Annotated in this window: 19 protein-coding genes; 5 read left to right on the top strand and 14 right to left on the bottom strand. The window is 46.8% G+C overall.

All coding sequences use genetic code 11. The features are described 5' to 3' along the window. Positions 1-7 precede the first annotated feature (7 nt). From K3G25_RS00315 to K3G25_RS00300, 4 genes are all read right to left on the bottom strand, one after another. Entirely contained in the window at positions 8-1,546 is a 1,539-nt protein-coding gene (locus tag K3G25_RS00315) for a bifunctional GNAT family N-acetyltransferase/carbon-nitrogen hydrolase family protein (RefSeq protein WP_007408451.1), read from the bottom strand. Then, entirely contained in the window at positions 1,539-2,228 is a 690-nt protein-coding gene (locus K3G25_RS00310) for an HAD family hydrolase (protein WP_003155347.1), read from the bottom strand. Before K3G25_RS00310 ends, K3G25_RS00315 begins: the two co-directional genes overlap by 8 nt. A gap of 128 nt (positions 2,229-2,356) precedes the next feature. Then, entirely contained in the window at positions 2,357-2,779 is a 423-nt protein-coding gene (locus K3G25_RS00305; protein ID WP_007408449.1) for a CBS domain-containing protein, read from the bottom strand. A gap of 130 nt (positions 2,780-2,909) precedes the next feature. Further along, the gene (locus tag K3G25_RS00300; protein ID WP_007408448.1) at positions 2,910-3,305 is read right to left on the bottom strand and encodes a DUF5365 family protein; all 396 of its coding nucleotides are present in this window, start codon (positions 3,303-3,305) and stop codon (positions 2,910-2,912) included. A gap of 109 nt (positions 3,306-3,414) precedes the next feature. On the opposite strand from K3G25_RS00300, the gene K3G25_RS00295 reads away from it, so the two are divergent. Next, complete coding sequence (locus tag K3G25_RS00295) at positions 3,415-4,323, top strand: RluA family pseudouridine synthase (RefSeq protein WP_014417281.1); 909 nt, start codon at positions 3,415-3,417, stop codon at positions 4,321-4,323. Here the strand turns inward: K3G25_RS00295 and K3G25_RS00290 are convergent. Together K3G25_RS00290 and K3G25_RS00285 are read right to left on the bottom strand one after the other, a co-directional pair. After that, entirely contained in the window at positions 4,320-4,916 is a 597-nt protein-coding gene (locus tag K3G25_RS00290; protein ID WP_014720915.1) for a class D sortase, read from the bottom strand. The genes K3G25_RS00295 and K3G25_RS00290 overlap by 4 nt on opposite strands. Further along, on the bottom strand, positions 4,913-6,967 hold the full coding sequence (locus tag K3G25_RS00285) for a bifunctional metallophosphatase/5'-nucleotidase (protein WP_014417279.1): 2,055 nt from the start codon (positions 6,965-6,967) through the stop codon (positions 4,913-4,915). The genes K3G25_RS00290 and K3G25_RS00285 overlap by 4 nt, the downstream gene beginning before the upstream one ends. Before the next feature lie 192 nt (positions 6,968-7,159). Between K3G25_RS00285 and K3G25_RS00280 the strand changes: the two genes are divergently transcribed. Then, the gene (locus K3G25_RS00280) at positions 7,160-7,825 is read left to right on the top strand and encodes a spore coat protein (protein ID WP_007610275.1); all 666 of its coding nucleotides are present in this window, start codon (positions 7,160-7,162) and stop codon (positions 7,823-7,825) included. On the opposite strand, the gene K3G25_RS00275 is transcribed toward K3G25_RS00280, so the two are convergent. Both K3G25_RS00275 and K3G25_RS00270 read right to left on the bottom strand, forming a co-directional pair. Next, the gene (locus K3G25_RS00275) at positions 7,826-8,728 is read right to left on the bottom strand and encodes a hypothetical protein (protein ID WP_232489511.1); all 903 of its coding nucleotides are present in this window, start codon (positions 8,726-8,728) and stop codon (positions 7,826-7,828) included. Between the two features lie 120 nt (positions 8,729-8,848). Continuing rightward, on the bottom strand, positions 8,849-9,388 hold the full coding sequence (locus K3G25_RS00270; protein WP_003155362.1) for a YhcN/YlaJ family sporulation lipoprotein: 540 nt from the start codon (positions 9,386-9,388) through the stop codon (positions 8,849-8,851). 144 nt (positions 9,389-9,532) lie between these two features. On the opposite strand from K3G25_RS00270, the gene K3G25_RS00265 reads away from it, so the two are divergent. Next, the gene (locus K3G25_RS00265; RefSeq protein WP_094295648.1) at positions 9,533-10,105 is read left to right on the top strand and encodes a hypothetical protein; all 573 of its coding nucleotides are present in this window, start codon (positions 9,533-9,535) and stop codon (positions 10,103-10,105) included. Positions 10,106-10,197: 92 nt separating this feature from the next. Here K3G25_RS00265 and K3G25_RS00260 read toward each other — a convergent pair whose 3' ends face one another. Then, on the bottom strand, positions 10,198-11,589 hold the full coding sequence (locus K3G25_RS00260; RefSeq protein ID WP_014417276.1) for an L-cystine transporter: 1,392 nt from the start codon (positions 11,587-11,589) through the stop codon (positions 10,198-10,200). A gap of 151 nt (positions 11,590-11,740) precedes the next feature. On the opposite strand from K3G25_RS00260, the gene K3G25_RS00255 reads away from it, so the two are divergent. Then, the gene (locus K3G25_RS00255) at positions 11,741-12,820 is read left to right on the top strand and encodes a GGDEF domain-containing protein (RefSeq protein ID WP_065180683.1); all 1,080 of its coding nucleotides are present in this window, start codon (positions 11,741-11,743) and stop codon (positions 12,818-12,820) included. Between the two features lie 16 nt (positions 12,821-12,836). On the opposite strand, the gene K3G25_RS00250 is transcribed toward K3G25_RS00255, so the two are convergent. Then, positions 12,837-13,667: a MetQ/NlpA family ABC transporter substrate-binding protein gene (locus K3G25_RS00250; protein WP_021494896.1), complete on the bottom strand. Its 831-nt coding sequence runs from the start codon at positions 13,665-13,667 to the stop codon at positions 12,837-12,839. A 382-nt stretch (positions 13,668-14,049) separates the two neighbouring features. Between K3G25_RS00250 and cspB the strand changes: the two genes are divergently transcribed. Next, positions 14,050-14,250 carry a cold shock-like protein CspB gene (gene cspB, locus K3G25_RS00245; protein ID WP_003155376.1) on the top strand — a complete coding sequence of 67 codons (201 nt, stop codon included), beginning with the start codon at positions 14,050-14,052 and terminating at the stop codon, positions 14,248-14,250. 90 nt (positions 14,251-14,340) lie between these two features. On the opposite strand, the gene K3G25_RS00240 is transcribed toward cspB, so the two are convergent. From K3G25_RS00240 to K3G25_RS00225, 4 genes are read right to left on the bottom strand one after another with little or no spacing between them, the layout of a single operon-like run. Next, positions 14,341-15,288 carry an ABC transporter permease gene (locus K3G25_RS00240; RefSeq protein WP_014417273.1) on the bottom strand — a complete coding sequence of 316 codons (948 nt, stop codon included), beginning with the start codon at positions 15,286-15,288 and terminating at the stop codon, positions 14,341-14,343. Next, positions 15,281-16,198, bottom strand: coding sequence for an ABC transporter ATP-binding protein (locus K3G25_RS00235; protein ID WP_012117151.1), 918 nt, complete (start codon positions 16,196-16,198; stop codon positions 15,281-15,283). Before K3G25_RS00235 ends, K3G25_RS00240 begins: the two co-directional genes overlap by 8 nt. Continuing rightward, entirely contained in the window at positions 16,199-16,915 is a 717-nt protein-coding gene (locus tag K3G25_RS00230) for an ATP-binding cassette domain-containing protein (protein ID WP_017417327.1), read from the bottom strand. Continuing rightward, positions 16,905-17,282, bottom strand: a complete 378-nt coding sequence (locus K3G25_RS00225; RefSeq protein ID WP_031304429.1) for a GntR family transcriptional regulator — start codon at positions 17,280-17,282, stop codon at positions 16,905-16,907. The genes K3G25_RS00230 and K3G25_RS00225 overlap by 11 nt, the downstream gene beginning before the upstream one ends.

Raw genomic sequence — 17,282 nt, 5'->3', positions numbered from 1 at the left:
CGTTTTTTTATTTCAGGTGCGTAATCCGGTAAATATCTTTGCGCCGGTCTTTCAGCTGGCGCACGGTTCCGTTTTCACGCTGCCTTCTTAAGATTTCAAGGTCCACGTCCCCGATCACGACCATTTCGATATTCGGATTCGTTTCACCGACGATTCCGTCTCTGGCGAATTCAAAATCAGACGGAGCAAAAATGGCTGACTGCGCGTATTGAATATCCATATTTTCTGTTTGCGGAAGGTTTCCGACCGTACCTGAGATGACGGTGTAAATTTGGTTTTCAACCGCTCTCGCCTGAGAGCAGTATCTTACGCGCAAGTAGCCTTGGCGGTCTTCAGTGCAGAACGGCGTAAAGATAATTTTCGCTCCTTGATCCGCGGCAATTCTCGCAAGCTCCGGAAATTCGATATCGTAACAGATCTGAATGGCGATCTTTCCGCAGTCCGTATCAAATACGCGCACCCTGTCTCCGGCGCTGATGCCCCACCATTTCCGCTCATTCGGCGTAATGTGAAGCTTATATTGTTTTTCAATCGTGCCGTCACGTCTGAATAAGTAGGCGATGTTATAAATTTTCCCCTCTTCTTCAACGAAGTGGGAGCCGCCGATGATGTTGACATTATATTTCACCGCGAGATCTGTAAAGAGGCTGATATAGTCCTCGGTATATTCGGTAATCCTCTGAATGGCCAGACTCGGCGAACGCTCCTCGAGAAATGACATGAGCTGCGTCGTGAAAATCTCCGGGAACACCGCGAAATCAGATCTCGCATCGGAAGCCACATCGACATAATATTCAACCTGATTGGCAAATTCCTCGAAGGAGTAAATCTTTTTCATTTCATATTGAATGACGCAAATGCGCACCGGAAATGCCGATTTGTAATAGCGCTTCGACTGCGGCAAGTAATCGACATTGTTCCATTGCATTAATGTCGCATATTTAATGGACGCGGTGTCATCCGGGAGATAATTCGGATTGATCCGCATGAGCGTAAATCCGTTCATCAGCTGGAAAGAAAGCACCGGATCATAAATCTGATGGCGCGTCACCTGTTCGACATAGGCTCTCGCCGTCATTTCTTCCGCATACTTATGATAATTCGGAATCCGCCCGCCGATAATGATGCTTTTCAGATTCAATCGTCTCGCCAAGTCTTTTCTCGCCTCATACAGCCGGTGTCCGATTTTCATCCGTCTGTATTCCGGGTGAACCATTACCTCAATCCCGTACAGATTCAATCCGTCCGGGTTGTGGTTCGTGATATAACCGTCGTCTGTAATGTCCTGCCACGTGTGGCGGTCATCATATTCATCGAAATTGATGATCAGGCTTGAGCATGAACCGATAATTTCCCCTTCATACTCGGCGCAAAACTGACCTTCCGGAAAGTGCGCGAGATGGCTGATTAAATGCTCAGGCTCCCACGGCTCCATCCCCGGAAAACAATCCTTTTGCAGCTCAATTATTTTGTTGATATCTTTCTCTTCCATATTCCGTATGACCATTTTCTTTTCAAAACGGGTCAGATCAAGTTTCTCAGACAATGCTGCTTCCCCCTGCCGGTTCGTTTTGATCGTTCAATCGCTGTAAGAGTAATTCAAGTTCCATTTCCGCCATCGATTCCAGTCTGTGATCGTATTCTTCAAATAACAGGGCGCTTGTTACCTTATTCGGGACGATGACACATTTCATTCCGGCACGTTTGGCTGCGATTGAGCCGTTGACCGAATCCTCAAAGGCCAGACATTCAGATGGTTCAACGCCTAAATGTTCCGCAGCTTTCAGATAGAGCTCCGGATTCGGCTTCACTTCTTCTACGTCGTCAGCCGTCTGAATCACTTCAAATTCATCAAACAGGCCTAATTCCTTCAGATGGCCCGATACCCATTTAAAATCTGAGCTGGACGCGAGCCCCACTTTCAATCCTAATTCTTTTGCCGCGGCTAAATAAGCCTCCACCCCGGGACGCGCCGTTTCCGTCTTCATCCGCTGTTCGAAGCGCCCGCGCCTGATCGCCGTCAGTTCATCATGATCGAGCTTTCTTCCCAGCTGCTCCTCTAAATATGCGAACGGCTTAAACCCCGCGGCCGTTCCGATCACCTTTCCCCAGACGGATAAAGGCAATGTTGAACCGTGTTCTTCAAACATTTCCTGCAGCACTTCATATTCATGGGTTTCTGTATCTAAAATTAACCCGTCAAAATCAAAGATTAATGCTTTTATCAATGGTTACAGCTCCTTTAGCTAAAACGTACTGACCTATGTATACACTATACCGTGAATTTCTTTCGCGTTCAAAATGTAACATTCTGACGGAAAGAAGAGCCTGCATGAGTGCAAGCTCTCTTCATCCGTTACTGTGTGTTTTGACTGGAAATATTGGAAAGAGCTGCTCCCGCAGACTCATTTGAACGCTGATCGACCGCTAAGTCTCCAAGCGCAACGATCCCGACCAGATGATTTTGATCGACAATGGGAAGGCGGCGGATTTGGTGTTGGGCCATCAGATGTGACGCCTCTTCAAGACTCATTTCCGGGTTTCCGGATACAACTGCAGAAGACATCACGTGTGAAACAGGTGTTTGGCCGTCGCGGCCTTGAGCCGTTGTTCTCAATGCGATATCACGGTCTGTCAGCATTCCTTTTAATTCCCCTCCGTCAACGACGGGAATTGCTCCGACATTATGCTGGTGCATCAGCGCAGCCGCTTCCTGAATCGTTTGATTGGGAGAAACGGTAGCCACGTGGGTAGTCATTGATTGTTTGATTGAACTCATTGTAAAGCACCCCTTTCGACATTTATTATGCTCGGGGATTTGTCTCATTATAAAGGGAGTTAGAGGAAAGAAATTGTGGTATCATGTCAAGGAAGCAAAAAAGAGCCTGTTAAAAGGCTCTTTATACCCGTCAGATCAGCCTTCTGTGACCGCAGGCTTCTGATCCGGCCCCTGTCTCGAAATCATCATAGGTAAAGGGAAAATTCATTCCGCATTCATTCAGCAAAGCGCAATTTTTATCAAACAGCGCCCGCTCTTTGACGTCATATACCGGGTGCGGCTTTGACAGCATGATATGTACCGTTTGCAGACAAGCCATAATTTGAAACGCTTCTTTTAAAGTTCCTTGGTAACGTTGGTTTTGTAATGATAATACGCCCCTTTTTTTAAAGCGCTGAATTTCCAGTTCGGAGAAATAAAGAGGAAAGACATTTTGAAACAATTCAGAGGAAAGCTCTTGTATCGCGCTTTCTTGTCCGTCAGTCGCTGCGTTCACAATTCTCACATCAATCACCTTTCTTGCCATGTGAATATCCTTAATCTTTATCAAGAATAGCATAGAAAAAAACGCGAAAGCTAAGGTAAGTGTTTCCTATTGAAACAGCCGCTTTCCGCTTGAAAAGGAGCTTTATGATATGAAACAAAATGACCGCGGTCTGGAACTCCTGATTACGGAAAAGCACGCCGGACAATGGCTGTTTTCAGTCCTGAAATCTGAATTCCAGGCGTCAAAACCCGTAATTACGGAATGGATGAACCAAGAAAGCATTCAGGTGAATCGGACATCCCCGAAAAACAATATCATACTGAAGACCGGAGATCGCTTATTCATTGATCTTCAGGAAAAAACGGGTTCTTCGGTGACTCCGGAATACGGAGAGCCGGACATTTTATTTGAGGACAATCATATGCTGATTGCAAATAAGCCGGCGGGAATGCCGACTCATCCAAATGAAGAGGGTCAGACCGGCACCCTCAGCAACCTGATCGCTTACCATTTTCAAATCAACGGCGAGCAGGCGAAAGTGCGCCACGTTCACCGTCTTGACCGTGACACGTCAGGCGCGGTCGTTTTCGCGAAACACCGCCTGGCCCATGCAATCCTTGACCGTCAGCTCGAAACCAAAACATTAAAACGCACCTATATCGCCGCGGCGGAAGGAAAAATCACGCCGAAAAAAGGCACGGTTGACTCGCCGATCGGCCGCGACAGGTCACATTCCGTCAGACGGCGCGTCTCACCCGGCGGACAAGCCGCCGTCACCCATTACAAAGTGAAAGGCTATCATCCCGGTGCGCAGCTTACATTGGCAGAGCTTGAACTGGAAACCGGGAGAACACATCAAATCAGGGTGCATATGGCAAGCATCGGCCATCCGTTGGCGGGCGATGACCTGTACGGCGGAAGCAGGACGCTGTTTCACAGGCAGGCGCTTCACGCCAAAAAAGTCAGTGTCGTCCATCCGATCTCAGGAGAAGAAATCGTTGCCGAGGCGCCGATGCCGGCTGATCTGGCTCATTTTACCGAAACGTATTTTTCTTAAACCGGGTCGGCATATATAATATATCGTTTCGGCGCATTTCCAATGTAAGAAAACGGATAGCAAGTGGTCAGGATCAGTTCCTCCCGCTTGTGCTGAAGGGTGATGACAGATGTATCATCCCGGCTGACGATTTTTGTACGGCTGAGTTTATAAGAAAACGTGCCGTAAGACAAAATCACGTTCAGTCTGTCTCCTTTTTTCAGTTCGCCGGTCCGGCGGAACACCGTGTCCCTGTGGCCGGATAACACAATTTGGCCGTGATCGCCCGGATAATAGCTGTCCTTATAATGTCCGACGCCTTTTGCTAAATCATCTGCGTCAGTCCCTTCGACGATCGGGAGCTCAGCGTCGATTTCAGGAATTTCTAAAATGCCGCTTGCCTCACCCGTTTCGGGGTGAAATTCTTTTTTGCGCTGTGTCAGCACAGCGCTTTTTGTTTCGTTCTTTTCCAAGACAGGTTCTGTTGCTTGTTTTGCTTCTTCAAGCGATTGGTTCGTTTTCATATGTGAATCAATGATCTTCCAGCTTCCGTAACATGTGATGATGATACCGGCGATGATGACGAGAAGCGGAATATGTTTCAGTTTGTTCATCGTGTGCGGATTCCCCTTTTCTTTCTGAAAAGCCAATATACGCCGGCACCCGTGATCACCAGGCCGGCCAATGCCGTCTGATGGCTGCCCGCTGAAGTATCAGGCAATGGGCGGCCTTTTTGTGTGCCGCTTTCAGTCTGTTTTGTGCTTTGTTCCGAATTTGCGGCAGACGCCGGACGGGATTCAGGAATTGACTGCACTGTATCAGATGCTGTTTCTTTTACGACAGGACGTTCAGGTTTTTTGGTTTGATCAGGCTGTTCTGCTGCATCCGGTTTTTTAGCGGGTTTTTCCGCTTGAGGTTTTTCTCCTTTATCAGGCCTGGTGCCGCCCGGTGTTTCCCCGCTTCCCGGCTGATTGCCGGTGTCATCAGGTGTTTTGGCGGCTGATGCCGTGCGGATGCGGCCGTCGGTTTGATAAGAAATCGGTGCGGAAAAGCTTTTGACATAGTCTGCTGTCGCTTCCAAATCCTCAGGCCCCGTCACCGGATTCTTGCCGAGTTTCCCGATCGGACCGTATTTTGCCCCCGCCGCCGTCGCCATAAATTGATTGACTGTTACTGTATATCCTTTTTCGGGCTGTATGTCTGTCCCGTCCGCCATTTTCATATCAACCGCTTGTCCGGTTTCCGGGTTCCATGTATAGGAAAATCCGCTGATGCTGTAATCCGGTCCGTACACCGGAGAAATTTGCGCGTTGATGATCTCCCGCAAATCTTTTCCTTTGATTTCAAGCTTCGTCAGCACATTGCCGAACGGCTGTACATTATAAAGGTCTCCCCATATGATCGGCCCTTTTTTTATGCCGTCCCGGATGCCTCCCCCATTCATAAGCGCAAAATCGGATTTCATCTTCGCTTTCATACCGTCGGCAATCAGATTTCCGAGCGCCGTGTCGCCGTCATTTGAATACCCGCCCGTTATATCATGGGCCGCTTCCCCGACCGTTTCGCTGATAATCGGTTTCACTTTCTCTTCATATTTGCTTAATATGCCTGCCGCAGCCGGGTCAGGCTTGATTTTACTTTGATCGATATATTGGATTTCCGCTGATTTTTTCACGATATCCTTCGACTCTTTATCAAGTTCAAGATCGGCGATTCCGATTGCTTTTCCGTATTCAAATGCCTGCACAATCAGCTTGCCGTTGATTTCTCCGTTTACGACTTTATGATTGTGCGCGGCGAAAATCACATCAATCTCTGAGTCTGTTCCGCTTGCAAGCTTTGCGGATTCTCCAGTGATTGCTGAGCCATTTTGTTCAGCAGACATATGGGCGAGTACGGCGATTGCTTTAATTCCTTTTTTCTTCAAGTCAGCGGCGGCGTCATTGACGGCCTTTACCTCATCCGTAAACGTAATATTTTTAATTCCGTCCGGGATGACCATGCCTGCCGCCGATCTGGTTACAACCCCGATAAATGCGACCGGAATTCCGGAAACGTATTTGATTTCATACGGCGGCAGAAAGGACTCCCCTGACTTCAGTTTACAGTTTGCGCAGACGAGCGGGAAATTTTGGCCGTCATAACCGCTTGTCCCCTTACCGTCCGGATGATCTCCTCCATTGATGATCCGTTTAAGCTCATCCGTTCCTTCATCGAATTCGTGATTGCCGACAGTTCCGACATCAAAACCGATGTCTTCCATCAATTCTACTGTCGGTTCATCCTGAAAAAGGGCTGACACGGGAGAGCTGCCCCCGATCATATCGCCCGCATGCACGACAAAGGCGTGTTCTTTCTCGGCTTTCGCCTTTTTAATGTACGCGGCGGCGTAGTCCATCCGCCCGAAAGTGCCATCCGGTTTACCGTCTCCGTTAAGGTCAAGCTCATATTGCTGATCAATTTTTCCGTGCAGATCATTCATGCTGATGATTCTGAGCGGGACACGGCCCGAGTCTTCAGTCTGCCGTTCTTTATACGCTTTATCCGTTCCAGCTTCATTCAGTGATCCGGCTTGTCCGATTGCTTCCGCATCTTTCACGCTGAACATCATAAAACAAACCGTCAGCAAACAGCACGAAAGACGCATACCCCTTTTTTTCTTCATTCATTTCCCCCCTGTCTTCTAAGAAATACGTTAGCTTATTTTCTTAAAAATCACATCACTTTTTTGTAAAGATTGTCTTCACTGGCGCAAAATAGTAAATAATCCCCACGTAACGAAATAGGTCTTGATGTATAACGGATCGGCTTTTTTCACATCTTAATGATGATTTGACATGAAGGAGGAAAACAACCAGTGGAACAGCAGCAGAATCAGCAGCAGCCGCCAGTAAATCAGGGGATCCCGGGTTCACCGCAAGTGAATCACGGAGGACATGAGCTTTTCGATATGCATGAAGTGCTGGCCGGAACAGTCGGCGTTTTGGATCAATTTATGATGCTCAGACAGTTTATACAGGATCAGCAGCTGGCCGACATCCTTGACCGCCAGTATCAATTCATTCTCGGACTCTATAATCTGACGGCAGAATGCTTTAAAACCGGCCAAAAGCCTTCTCAGGAAACGTCGACATATATGATGAAGGAACAGAACCAGGCCGTCTACGGTATAAAACCGACTCAGCCGAAAAAACCGAATCAATCATTAAATGATGTCAAAGATCTCGGGATCAGCGGCCATATGCTCGGCCTGATTAAAGCTCAAGCTTCTCTCTTGACGATGAGCTCGCTTGAAATGACCAATCCCGTCACAAGAAGAGTGCTTTCCGCCCAAATTCAGCAATATGTCGAAATGGCGTTTGAAATCTTCTTATACCAAAACAAACACGGTTATTATCAGGTTCCTCAGCTCAATGCACAAGATATGCAGACCATGCTGAATTCATTTGCACCGGCCCAGGGACAGCCGCAAATGCCTCCGATTAAAGGACAAATGGGACAGCAGCAGCAAAACCTCCATTGATTAAAAAACGGCGTTGGAAACCTGACTCTCCAATGCCGTTTTCTTTTTTCCATATGCTTTTGTGAAATCATGTTCAAATCGTTTTAGGCTTTCTTTCGTAGCCGCTTCAAAGCCTTTTTCAAAATCCTGTGTTTCGGCGGTTTTGTTGATAATGGTTAAGATAATGCCTTCTCCGAATGTTTCGGTTAAGTCCTTTATCATATAGAAGCTTTGCAAATAGACATCCGTTTCATATTCCATACGCGATTTCTGCCATTTTCGGTCGGTCGTTAATTGATCAAACGGCACGACGGAAAATGCAATCGGATCAATGACTACATCATAATGCGCGACCCACTCGCTCAGCCCCTCATGAAACCAAAGCGGAAATACAGACGTATCCGTCCCCAATTGCCGCGTTTTTTGATGAAACGCGTAGTGTGTATATTCATGTATAATCAATTGCTTATACATGAAAACGGCCAGCTCATCTTTTTTCAAAAGCTGTTTTTTCTCTTCAGGCAAAAGCCCCATCATCTGCTCCTGTTCTGAATAAAAACCGACTACATTTTTCAATCCTGAATATTGCTCCATTTCAGCTTCATCCGAAAAGAAAATGAGTTCAAGCGGCGCTGCACCTTTATAGCCGACAATGATTTGATTGATACGCTTTGCGTGGTCCAGCGTAAGCTTGGTCAGATCCAAGAGCGGCTTTTCATCCGCCGTATAGTAAATCGCTGTATGTTTGTAAATTTCTTTATTCATGTGTTCAGTCACTTGTTCCTTCGTCGGAACAGAGCGGCTGTTTTGGCCTGACAGGACGTACATCATACTTACTGAAACGGCTGAACTGACAGCCAATATGACAAGGACTCCGCACAGGATCAGAGTGAATGCCGCCCGTTTCCCCATGCCGTCACGCAAACAAGCTCCCCTCCCCGATCCTTTAATTTTCATCTCATTCTTTACTTTATGCTCAGGAGCGCTGGGTCGTGACGGCAGATAAAATAAAAAAGCCGCAGCAAATGCGGCTTTTCCATTCATTTATTTATTGGGGTTTGGGAATACACGCTGCACCATTTGGCCGAATTCATCAAACAGACCGGATACAGGATGTCCGTTTTGGATTCGTTTTCCGTAGCCTTGCATACGTTCAACGAAGTCCGGGTTCGCTGATACATATACAGTCCGGACATGTTTATCGGCTGATTTCACCTTATCGGTAATTTTATTTTTTAAATGGTTGGCGATGGCGCCTTTTTGCCCGTTTGTCAGAACAACGGCAACATATGCGCTGTTTCCGGCAACGATCACAGTCGCATTTTTAACTTCTTTTAAATCAGTCACCTTGTCAGCGGCTTTATCAGCCACTCTCAGGTTACGATTGTCATTGTGATCGGTGTTTTGGTTATGACGGTTCACTGTATTCATATTTGTCGCACCGTCGTTAGGCGTGTTGCGGTAATTTACATTCTGGGTGCGGTTGTCATTTCGTTTTCCTTCCCCCTGGTTCCCCATACTGCACCCTGCGGTAATCAGCATCGGCAGAAGAAGGGCAGAGATAACTGCTTGCTTTTTTATCATGTGAATTCCTCCTTTCTCACTTTACGTATAGGTTTTTCTATTCGGCGGGATTTATGCACGCCGTTTGCATTCTGAGCGGTTTGGATAAATATCAGAAGGAAAGGGAAAGGTAAGCGTAATCAATTGAATGAGGAGGGATTTAACTTGTTCAGAAAAAAAAGCGGCGTCAGCCCGACAGCGCTGCTGATCGGATCATCGATTCTGATTGCAGCTTTATCACCCGAAATCCGCCGGAAAATCTCCGGAATGGTTTCAGGCCGAATGCAGCATAAAGATGGTACACACTCCATGCAGCCTGCTGACCTGATTCAACAGGCGTTCGGCGGGGAATCCGGCGGACAGCAGCACACAGACAAAGCCCGGCATTCACAAACCGGCTCCACGCAGCCTGCCGAGCTGATCAAACAGGCTTTCGGCGGGGATTCCGGCGGACAGCAGCACACGGACAAAGCCCGGCATTCACAAAACGGCTCATTGCAGCCTGCCGAGCTGATCAAACAGGCTTTCGGCGGGGATTCCGGCGGACAGCAGCATGAGCAGACTTCCCGCAATCACTCCGGCTCATCCCATACGGACGGACAGGCAGACCGCAGTAAAGAAACTTCGCCGAAGCCTCACTATACCGAGCCGATTCACTTCGAAGAAAGCGCGGTAAATGTTTTAAATGACAGCACCGTGATGAATATGCTGGAAGAAATTGAACCCGGAAATCATTAGAAACGAAAAAATCCTTCATTCGTTCAACGATGAAGGATTTTTCGTTTTAGCGCTCTATCTATTATTTTTCTATAAGAGAATGAACCATCGTTTTAAGCTTCTTCAGCTTCAATGACGATTGAGGAATCATTGTACACCGCGGTATCGGTTTCCTTCGTCATTTTACTTGTTAACAGCCCTGCGGTCATACTGCCGCTGACATTTAAGGCGGTGCGCCCCATGTCAATTAACGGCTCAATTGAAATGAGCAGCCCGGCAAGCGCGACAGGCATGTTCAAAGCGGATAGGACGAGCAGAGCCGCAAATGTCGCGCCGCCTCCCACGCCTGCTACACCGAATGAACTGATTGCCACGATGGCGATGACGGAGATGATGAATCCCGGTTCAAACGGGTTTTGTCCTACTGTCGGCGCAATCATCATCGCGAGCATCGCCGGGTAAATGCCGGCACAGCCGTTTTGGCCGATCGATAAGCCGAATGAACCGGCGAAGTTCGCAATTCCTTCCGGGACGCCCATGCTTTTTTGTGTTTTAATATTAAGCGGCAAAGCCCCTGCGCTTGAACGGGACGTAAACGCAAACACCATGACAGGAAATGCTTTTTTCACGTATGTGATCGGATTTAAACCGCTGAACGTAATCAGCAGCAAGTGAATGATAAACATGACGATAAGCGCGGCGTATGAAGCGATCACAAACATCCCCAGTTTCGCAATGCTGTCGATGTCGCTTGTCGCGATCGTCTTTGTCATAATCGCCAATACCCCGTAAGGCGTCAGTCTTAAAATTAATGTCACGACGCGCATAATAATCGCGTATACCGCATCGACAATTCCGCTGAAAGTCGCAGCGTGCTCCGGCTGCTTCCGTTTCACGCCCAGAAAAGCGATGCCGAGGAAAGCGGCGAAAATAACGACTCCGATGGTGGAAGTCGGTCTGGCCCCCGTGAAATCAAGAAACGGATTTCCCGGCAGAAGCTCAACGATTTGCTGAGGCAGCGTTTTGGCCGTCATATCCTCAGATTTTTGCTGCAGCTCCTGGCCTCTTGATAACTCGGTGCTTCCCTGGTCGATATGAACGGCTTTCAGATCAAAGGAAAGCGCCGAAACAATTCCGACTGCCGCAGCAATTGCTGTCGTAGCGATCAAAATTCCGATGATCAGTCCGCTGATTTTCCCGATGTTATGGGTCAGTTTCAGCTTCGTAAATGCGCCGAGAATAGAAATAAAGACTAGCGGCATGACGATCATCTGAAGCAATTTGACATAACCGCCGCCGGCAATATTAAACCAATCGGCCGTTTGTGTCACGATATGTGAAGCCGGCCCGTAAATCAATTGCAGTGCAAAACCGAATACAATGCCTAGTCCGAGCGCGGTAAAGACACGTTTAGAAAAGGAAACGTGTTTTTTTTGCATGACAAACAAACCTGCTATAAGCAAAAGCATAATAAAAACATGTAAGACTATAAATAAATTCTCCAAAACAGGTAAACACTCCCTTGCTCATTATCCTTTAACACTATATTATATGAATTCCGATCGGTCAAGTAAGAATTGACAAAATATGTATTTTTATAGACTTTTCTCTTTTCTTTCCACCCTTTCTCTAGTAACTTATATAAGGGTGATTGTTATGCTGAAGGAACTGTTTCTTAATTTGACAATTTTAATTACATTTAATTATCTGTTCACCCTTCTTTTTAAAGAGTCGCTTTCGTATAAAGAAGACCGTCTGATGTTTCAATTACTGAAGGGGACGGTCTGCGGGCTTTTAGGGGTTTTTCTGATTGCTTTCGGCTTTTCTTACTCCGATTCCATCATTGATCTCAGAAATATCCCCATTATCATCGCCGCTCTTTACGGAGGCTGGGTGTCTACGGCAGCCGCCTTTGCGATTATCGTCGCAGGCCGTATCCTGATCAATTTCAATGCCAGCGCCATTTTTTCCATCGCCGCCGTCGGGGTTATTGCGATACTTTCTGCGGCCGTCCTCAGAGGAAAAAAGCCGGATCACAAAATGGCGTTCGTTATGCTGCTTTTTTCAAATGTTATTTTCACCCTGACGCTGCTGTTTCTTATGCCCGAACAGCCTGCCGGGGCCCTCGTTTATTATTGGCTCATTTCCGTCTTGGGCGGAATGCTGTCGCTGTATATTATTAAACACGAAGCCGATGCCCGCCTTTTGTTCAAGCAATACAAGTTTCAAGCGAATTATGATTTTCTGACGGGGATTTTTAATAAGAGAAAATTCGAGGAAGTCTCGCGCGTTCTGTACGATCGGGCGTCTCAATCCCCCTCGTCTCAGCTCGCGCTTATTTATTTGGATATTGATCACTTTAAGCAGATCAATGATCAATACGGCCATTATGAAGGGGATCAAGTGCTGAAGGAACTGGGGGCGCGCCTGAGGTTCTTACTCAGCAGTTCTGATCCGTCAGCCCGCATCGGCGGGGAAGAATTTGCCGTGCTTATGCCCAATTGCACGTATACGAAAGGGCTTCACCTCGCAGAGGAAATCAGGCACACGATTGACGCGAACCCGATTCTGCTTACGAGCGGAGATACAATTCCCGTGACCGTTTCCCTCGGCATCGCGCATTATCCGACAAATACATCGGATCCTCAGACATTGCCCCTGATCGCAGACCGGATGCTGTACAAAGCGAAAACATCAGGGCGCAATCAAGTGTGCAGCACTGAAAAAAAAGAATGATCGCCCGAAGCGGAAATCATTCTTTCTTTTCAGTGAGAAAGCCGCCCCTCAGGAAAACAGGAATCAGGCTGCCCTCATATTCTTTTTCAATAAACGCCGCGGTATCATCTGATTGATACAAAGACAGGAGTTTTTGCATCCGTTCATCATCTTTATCCTCAGCTCTGACGGCGATCAGATGAATATACGCTTCCTTCATTTGCGCCGATCGGATCAGCGCGTCCTTCTCCGCATGAAATCCTGCTCTTTTCGCCTCGCTTTGACTGAGAACTGCTGCGTCAGCATGTTCCGCCGCCTGATATGCGTTCTTTTTTGTTTCCGTTTTTAAGGTCAGATGCTTCGGGTTGTCCTTGATCATATCAGTTGAACCCGTACCGGTGAATCCCTTTTTCAATGTCATCAGTCCGGCCTCCTGCATGAGAAAAAGCGCCCTGCCGAAGGCCGCCGCTTCATCAGGCACGGCAATGACCGCTCCGTCCGGTATATCCTTCAGCCGTTTATGCTGCTTGGAATACACCCCAAGCGATGCCGCATATGTCGTTCCTAAAGGAGCCAGCTTCTTTTTCACATGAGGCGGCAAAGATTGAAAATAAGAAACGGATTGAAACGCATTGGCGTCGAGATCCCCGCCGGCAAGTGCCAAATCGGCCTCGGCATAATCCGAAAACGTTACCAAAGAAAGCTGCAATCCTTCCTCACCGGCTTTTTTCGCGACAAACTCCCAGATCGATTGATCAGATTCATTGATTCCGATAGTAATTGTCCGGTTCCCGTCAGGATAATGGCATGAAGTAAGTAACATGATCAAAATGAAAAGAAACAGACTGTTTATAAGCCGCAGGTTCAAGTTGACCTACTCCCTATCTATTTTTATGTACAGAGGCTGCACCATGGTATTCGGGCTCATGATTACATACAATACCGATTAAAAAAAGGGTTGTCAATTGCTTCCTTAAGAGGCTGCAAAGCGGTTTTTATCAGCTGAAAATGGGCTGTTCTAGTCTCAAATCAGATTTCCGTATCAGAGCGTTCTCCTCTTAAAACATGTTATTTCGAAAAAAGTTACATTTAGCAGTTGTTTTTTCTTCGAATTACTGGTAGAGTAAAGGTAATTATTTTTGTTCGAACTATCTTTAAGAAGAAAGTTTTGTAAGAGTTTTCGTCTTGGAAGTTTGTTTTAGAGCAAGAATAGTGAATTTAAGCGTTATGTCGCTTTAGGAGGAAATTTCATGTTAGAAGGTAAAGTAAAATGGTTCAACTCTGAAAAAGGATTCGGATTCATCGAAGTAGAAGGTCAAGACGATGTATTCGTTCACTTCTCTGCTATTCAAGGCGAAGGCTTCAAAACTTTAGAAGAAGGCCAATCTGTTTCTTTCGAAATCGTTGAAGGAAACCGCGGACCACAAGCTGCTAACGTAACAAAAGCATAAATTGTTTAAAAAACCTGCCGGTTTACGCCGGCAGGTTTTTTTCATCTAAAACGAAAAGCTGTTTTGCAAAGGCAAAACAGCTTTTTTATATCAGGTGGCAATATCGCGTTTTAAGAAGACGCCGAATGCGAGCGCCAGAAAAATAACGAAGTAAATCACAAGCATCACAACCGAAAATGTCATCGTCATCCCCTCTACTAAAGGAGTCCCGTTCATATATTGCGACAAATCTGTGTTCGCAAATAAAATATATTTGGTCCATTCAAATTTCGCAGCAAGAAATACCGTCGCCGTGTTCCCCATAACCAATAGAAAAATAGAAAATCCGACCGCTAATGAGCTGTTCCGGAATACCGCAGACAGCATAAACGCCATCGTCGCAAGCATAAAAGCGGAGACAGATTCATAGACATATGTTTTAGCGAGGAAAGCGATGATATTTTGCTCAAAAACATGGCCGTCTTTGTATACGAGATGAACATCAGCCGCAGTATCTCCGCCTGTACCGAAAAAGACCAATCCCAACAGAGCGGAGCCGGCAAATAAAATCACAAGCATCAGCAGTCCGAACAGCAGCACCGTCATATATTTAGATAGCAAAATCTGAAAACGGCTGAGCGGACGGATGGCCAGCAGTTTGATGGTTCCCCAGTTGAACTCATTCGCCACGATGCCTGCGGCAATGATAATCGTAAACAGCCCGGTCAAAACAGTCATCATCGAAGAATCAGCTACGTATGACCACACTGTGTACCCTGTATCCTCGGGGATGTTATGATCCATACGGTATTGATTTATCGCGACATTCTGTTTCAGGTTATCAATGAGCGTCTGGTTTCCGGTTTCCTTCATCTGCTGTTTCATTTCTTTGTTTTCAGCTTGGAGCTCCTGTTTCCAATTCGGATTGGCTTCGTTCGAGGTGAAATGGTTTGACAGAAGCGCAAAACCGATCATCGAAACGCCTAAAATTACAATCATAGCCCACGTGCCGACGCGGCTGAAAATTTTTATCCATTCATTATAGATCAGCTTAAACATATTGAACCTCCTCTTTCGTCCCGCCGGTAATCTCCAAGAAACGGTCTTCCAAAGATTTTGTCATGATTTTCACTTCATATAAGCGGATGTTTTCACGGACGAGCAGAGATATCACATCAGGCACTTCCTGTTTTGACAGCTTGATCTCAATACCGTTTGTCTTCTTCACACAGTCAAACTGACTCAGAACGGCAAGAGCCTCTTCTCTTTGTTCAATATGGAAGAAGTATGTATCTTTGTCCTCTTTTCCTTCATCCCTTACTTTTTGAATATCGACAAGCTCCCCTTTTTGCAGAATGCCGATTCGGTCGCACATTAACTCCATTTCTGACAGCAGATGGCTAGAGACGATGACAGCCATTCCTTTTTCACGTGTCAGTTTTTTCAGATGGTCCCTGATTTCCCTGATGCCCGCGGGATCAAGGCCGTTTGTCGGTTCATCCAGAATCAGCACCTTAGGATTATGCAGCAGGCTTTGGGCGAGGCCGAGACGCTGTCTCATTCCGAGAGAGTAGGTTTTTACTTTGTCATGTATTCTGTCCTGCAACCCGACGAGCTCGATGACCTCATCTATTTTTTCTTTCGTAACGCCTTTTACCATCCTTGCGTACTGCTGTAAATTTTTATAACCGCTCAGGAATTTGTACAGCTCCGGGTTTTCCACGATGGCTCCGACGTGCCTGACCGCTTTTGCATAGTTTTTCGTAATGGATTCCCCGCAGATTACGATGTCTCCCTGAGACAGTTTCATTAATCCGACCATCATTCTGATCGTAGTGGTTTTCCCCGCTCCGTTCGGCCCTAAAAATCCAAACACTTCGCCCGCCCGGACGGAGAAGCTCAGATCATGAATAATCGTTCGTCCTTTAATCGTTTTCTTTACCTGTTGCAGTTCTAATACCGTTTCCAATTAGAATCCCCCTTCTATTTCGTGCGCCTGCATGACGCTTCTGTACCATTGCAGCACGGACATTCCTTCCTGTTCCCGAATTTCTTCGACCTCGCGCCGTTCAGCGATTTTCCCTTTTATGAAAACCATCACTTCGTCTAACAGCGTCTCAATCTCGCCGATCTCATGCGTGGCGATGACGACGATCTGGCTGTCAAAATCAATATAAGATACGAGACTGTTGACAATCGACTCTCTGACCGCCGGATCAAGACCTGAAAACGGCTCATCCAGCAGAATGACGGATGCTTTTCTCGACAGGGCCAAGACGATTTTCAGCCTGCCCCGGCTGCCTTTGGAGAGCTCTTTTATCTTCTGCTTCGCTGAAAGATTCATTTCCGTTAATAGGTTATGTGCTTTTTCGAGCTGAAAATCCGGGAATTGCGAATGATAAAATGTGAGCATATCACCGACGGTCGTCCGGGCGGAAAACATATCATGTTCGGTTAAATAAGCCGTACGAAACAGCATGTTCCTGCTTACTGCGCAGTCTCCGATCCGGACGGCGCCCGATGTCGGGAACGCAAGCCCGGCAAGCATTTTAAGCGTTGTTGATTTCCCGCTTCCGTTCGGCCCTAAAATTCCGTAGATTTTACCCGGAGACAATGAAAATGATACATCGCTGACCGCGAGCCTGCGGCCGTATTTTTTTGTTACGCGTTCAAAATCAAGATTCATCGTTTGCTTCCTCCGCATATCGTTTGATCCCGTCGAGCATTTCCTCAGGAGATAACCCCAGCTCCGCCATTTCCTGAATAAAGCGTTTGAAAACGTCTTTTGTCAGCCTGTCTTTCAGCTCCGCTTTCAGATCGGATCTTTCCGCTATAAAGGTTCCCTGTCCTCTTCTCGTCTCCACGATCCCCAGCCTTTCCATTTCACTGTACGTTCTTTGTATCGTGTTCGGATTCACTTTCATCTGTACGGCCATCTCCCTTACGGACGGCAGTTTGTCCCCCGGTGAAAGCTCACTTCGGATCAGCCGGTAATATACACGATCGGCAATCTGCAGATAAATCGGCTTGGATGACTGAAATTCATTCTCCAT

It is taken from the genome of Bacillus sp. FCW2, assembly GCF_021228595.1.
GTDB lineage: Bacteria > Bacillota > Bacilli > Bacillales > Bacillaceae > Bacillus > Bacillus velezensis.
This window is presented reverse-complemented; position numbering and strand designations above follow the sequence as displayed.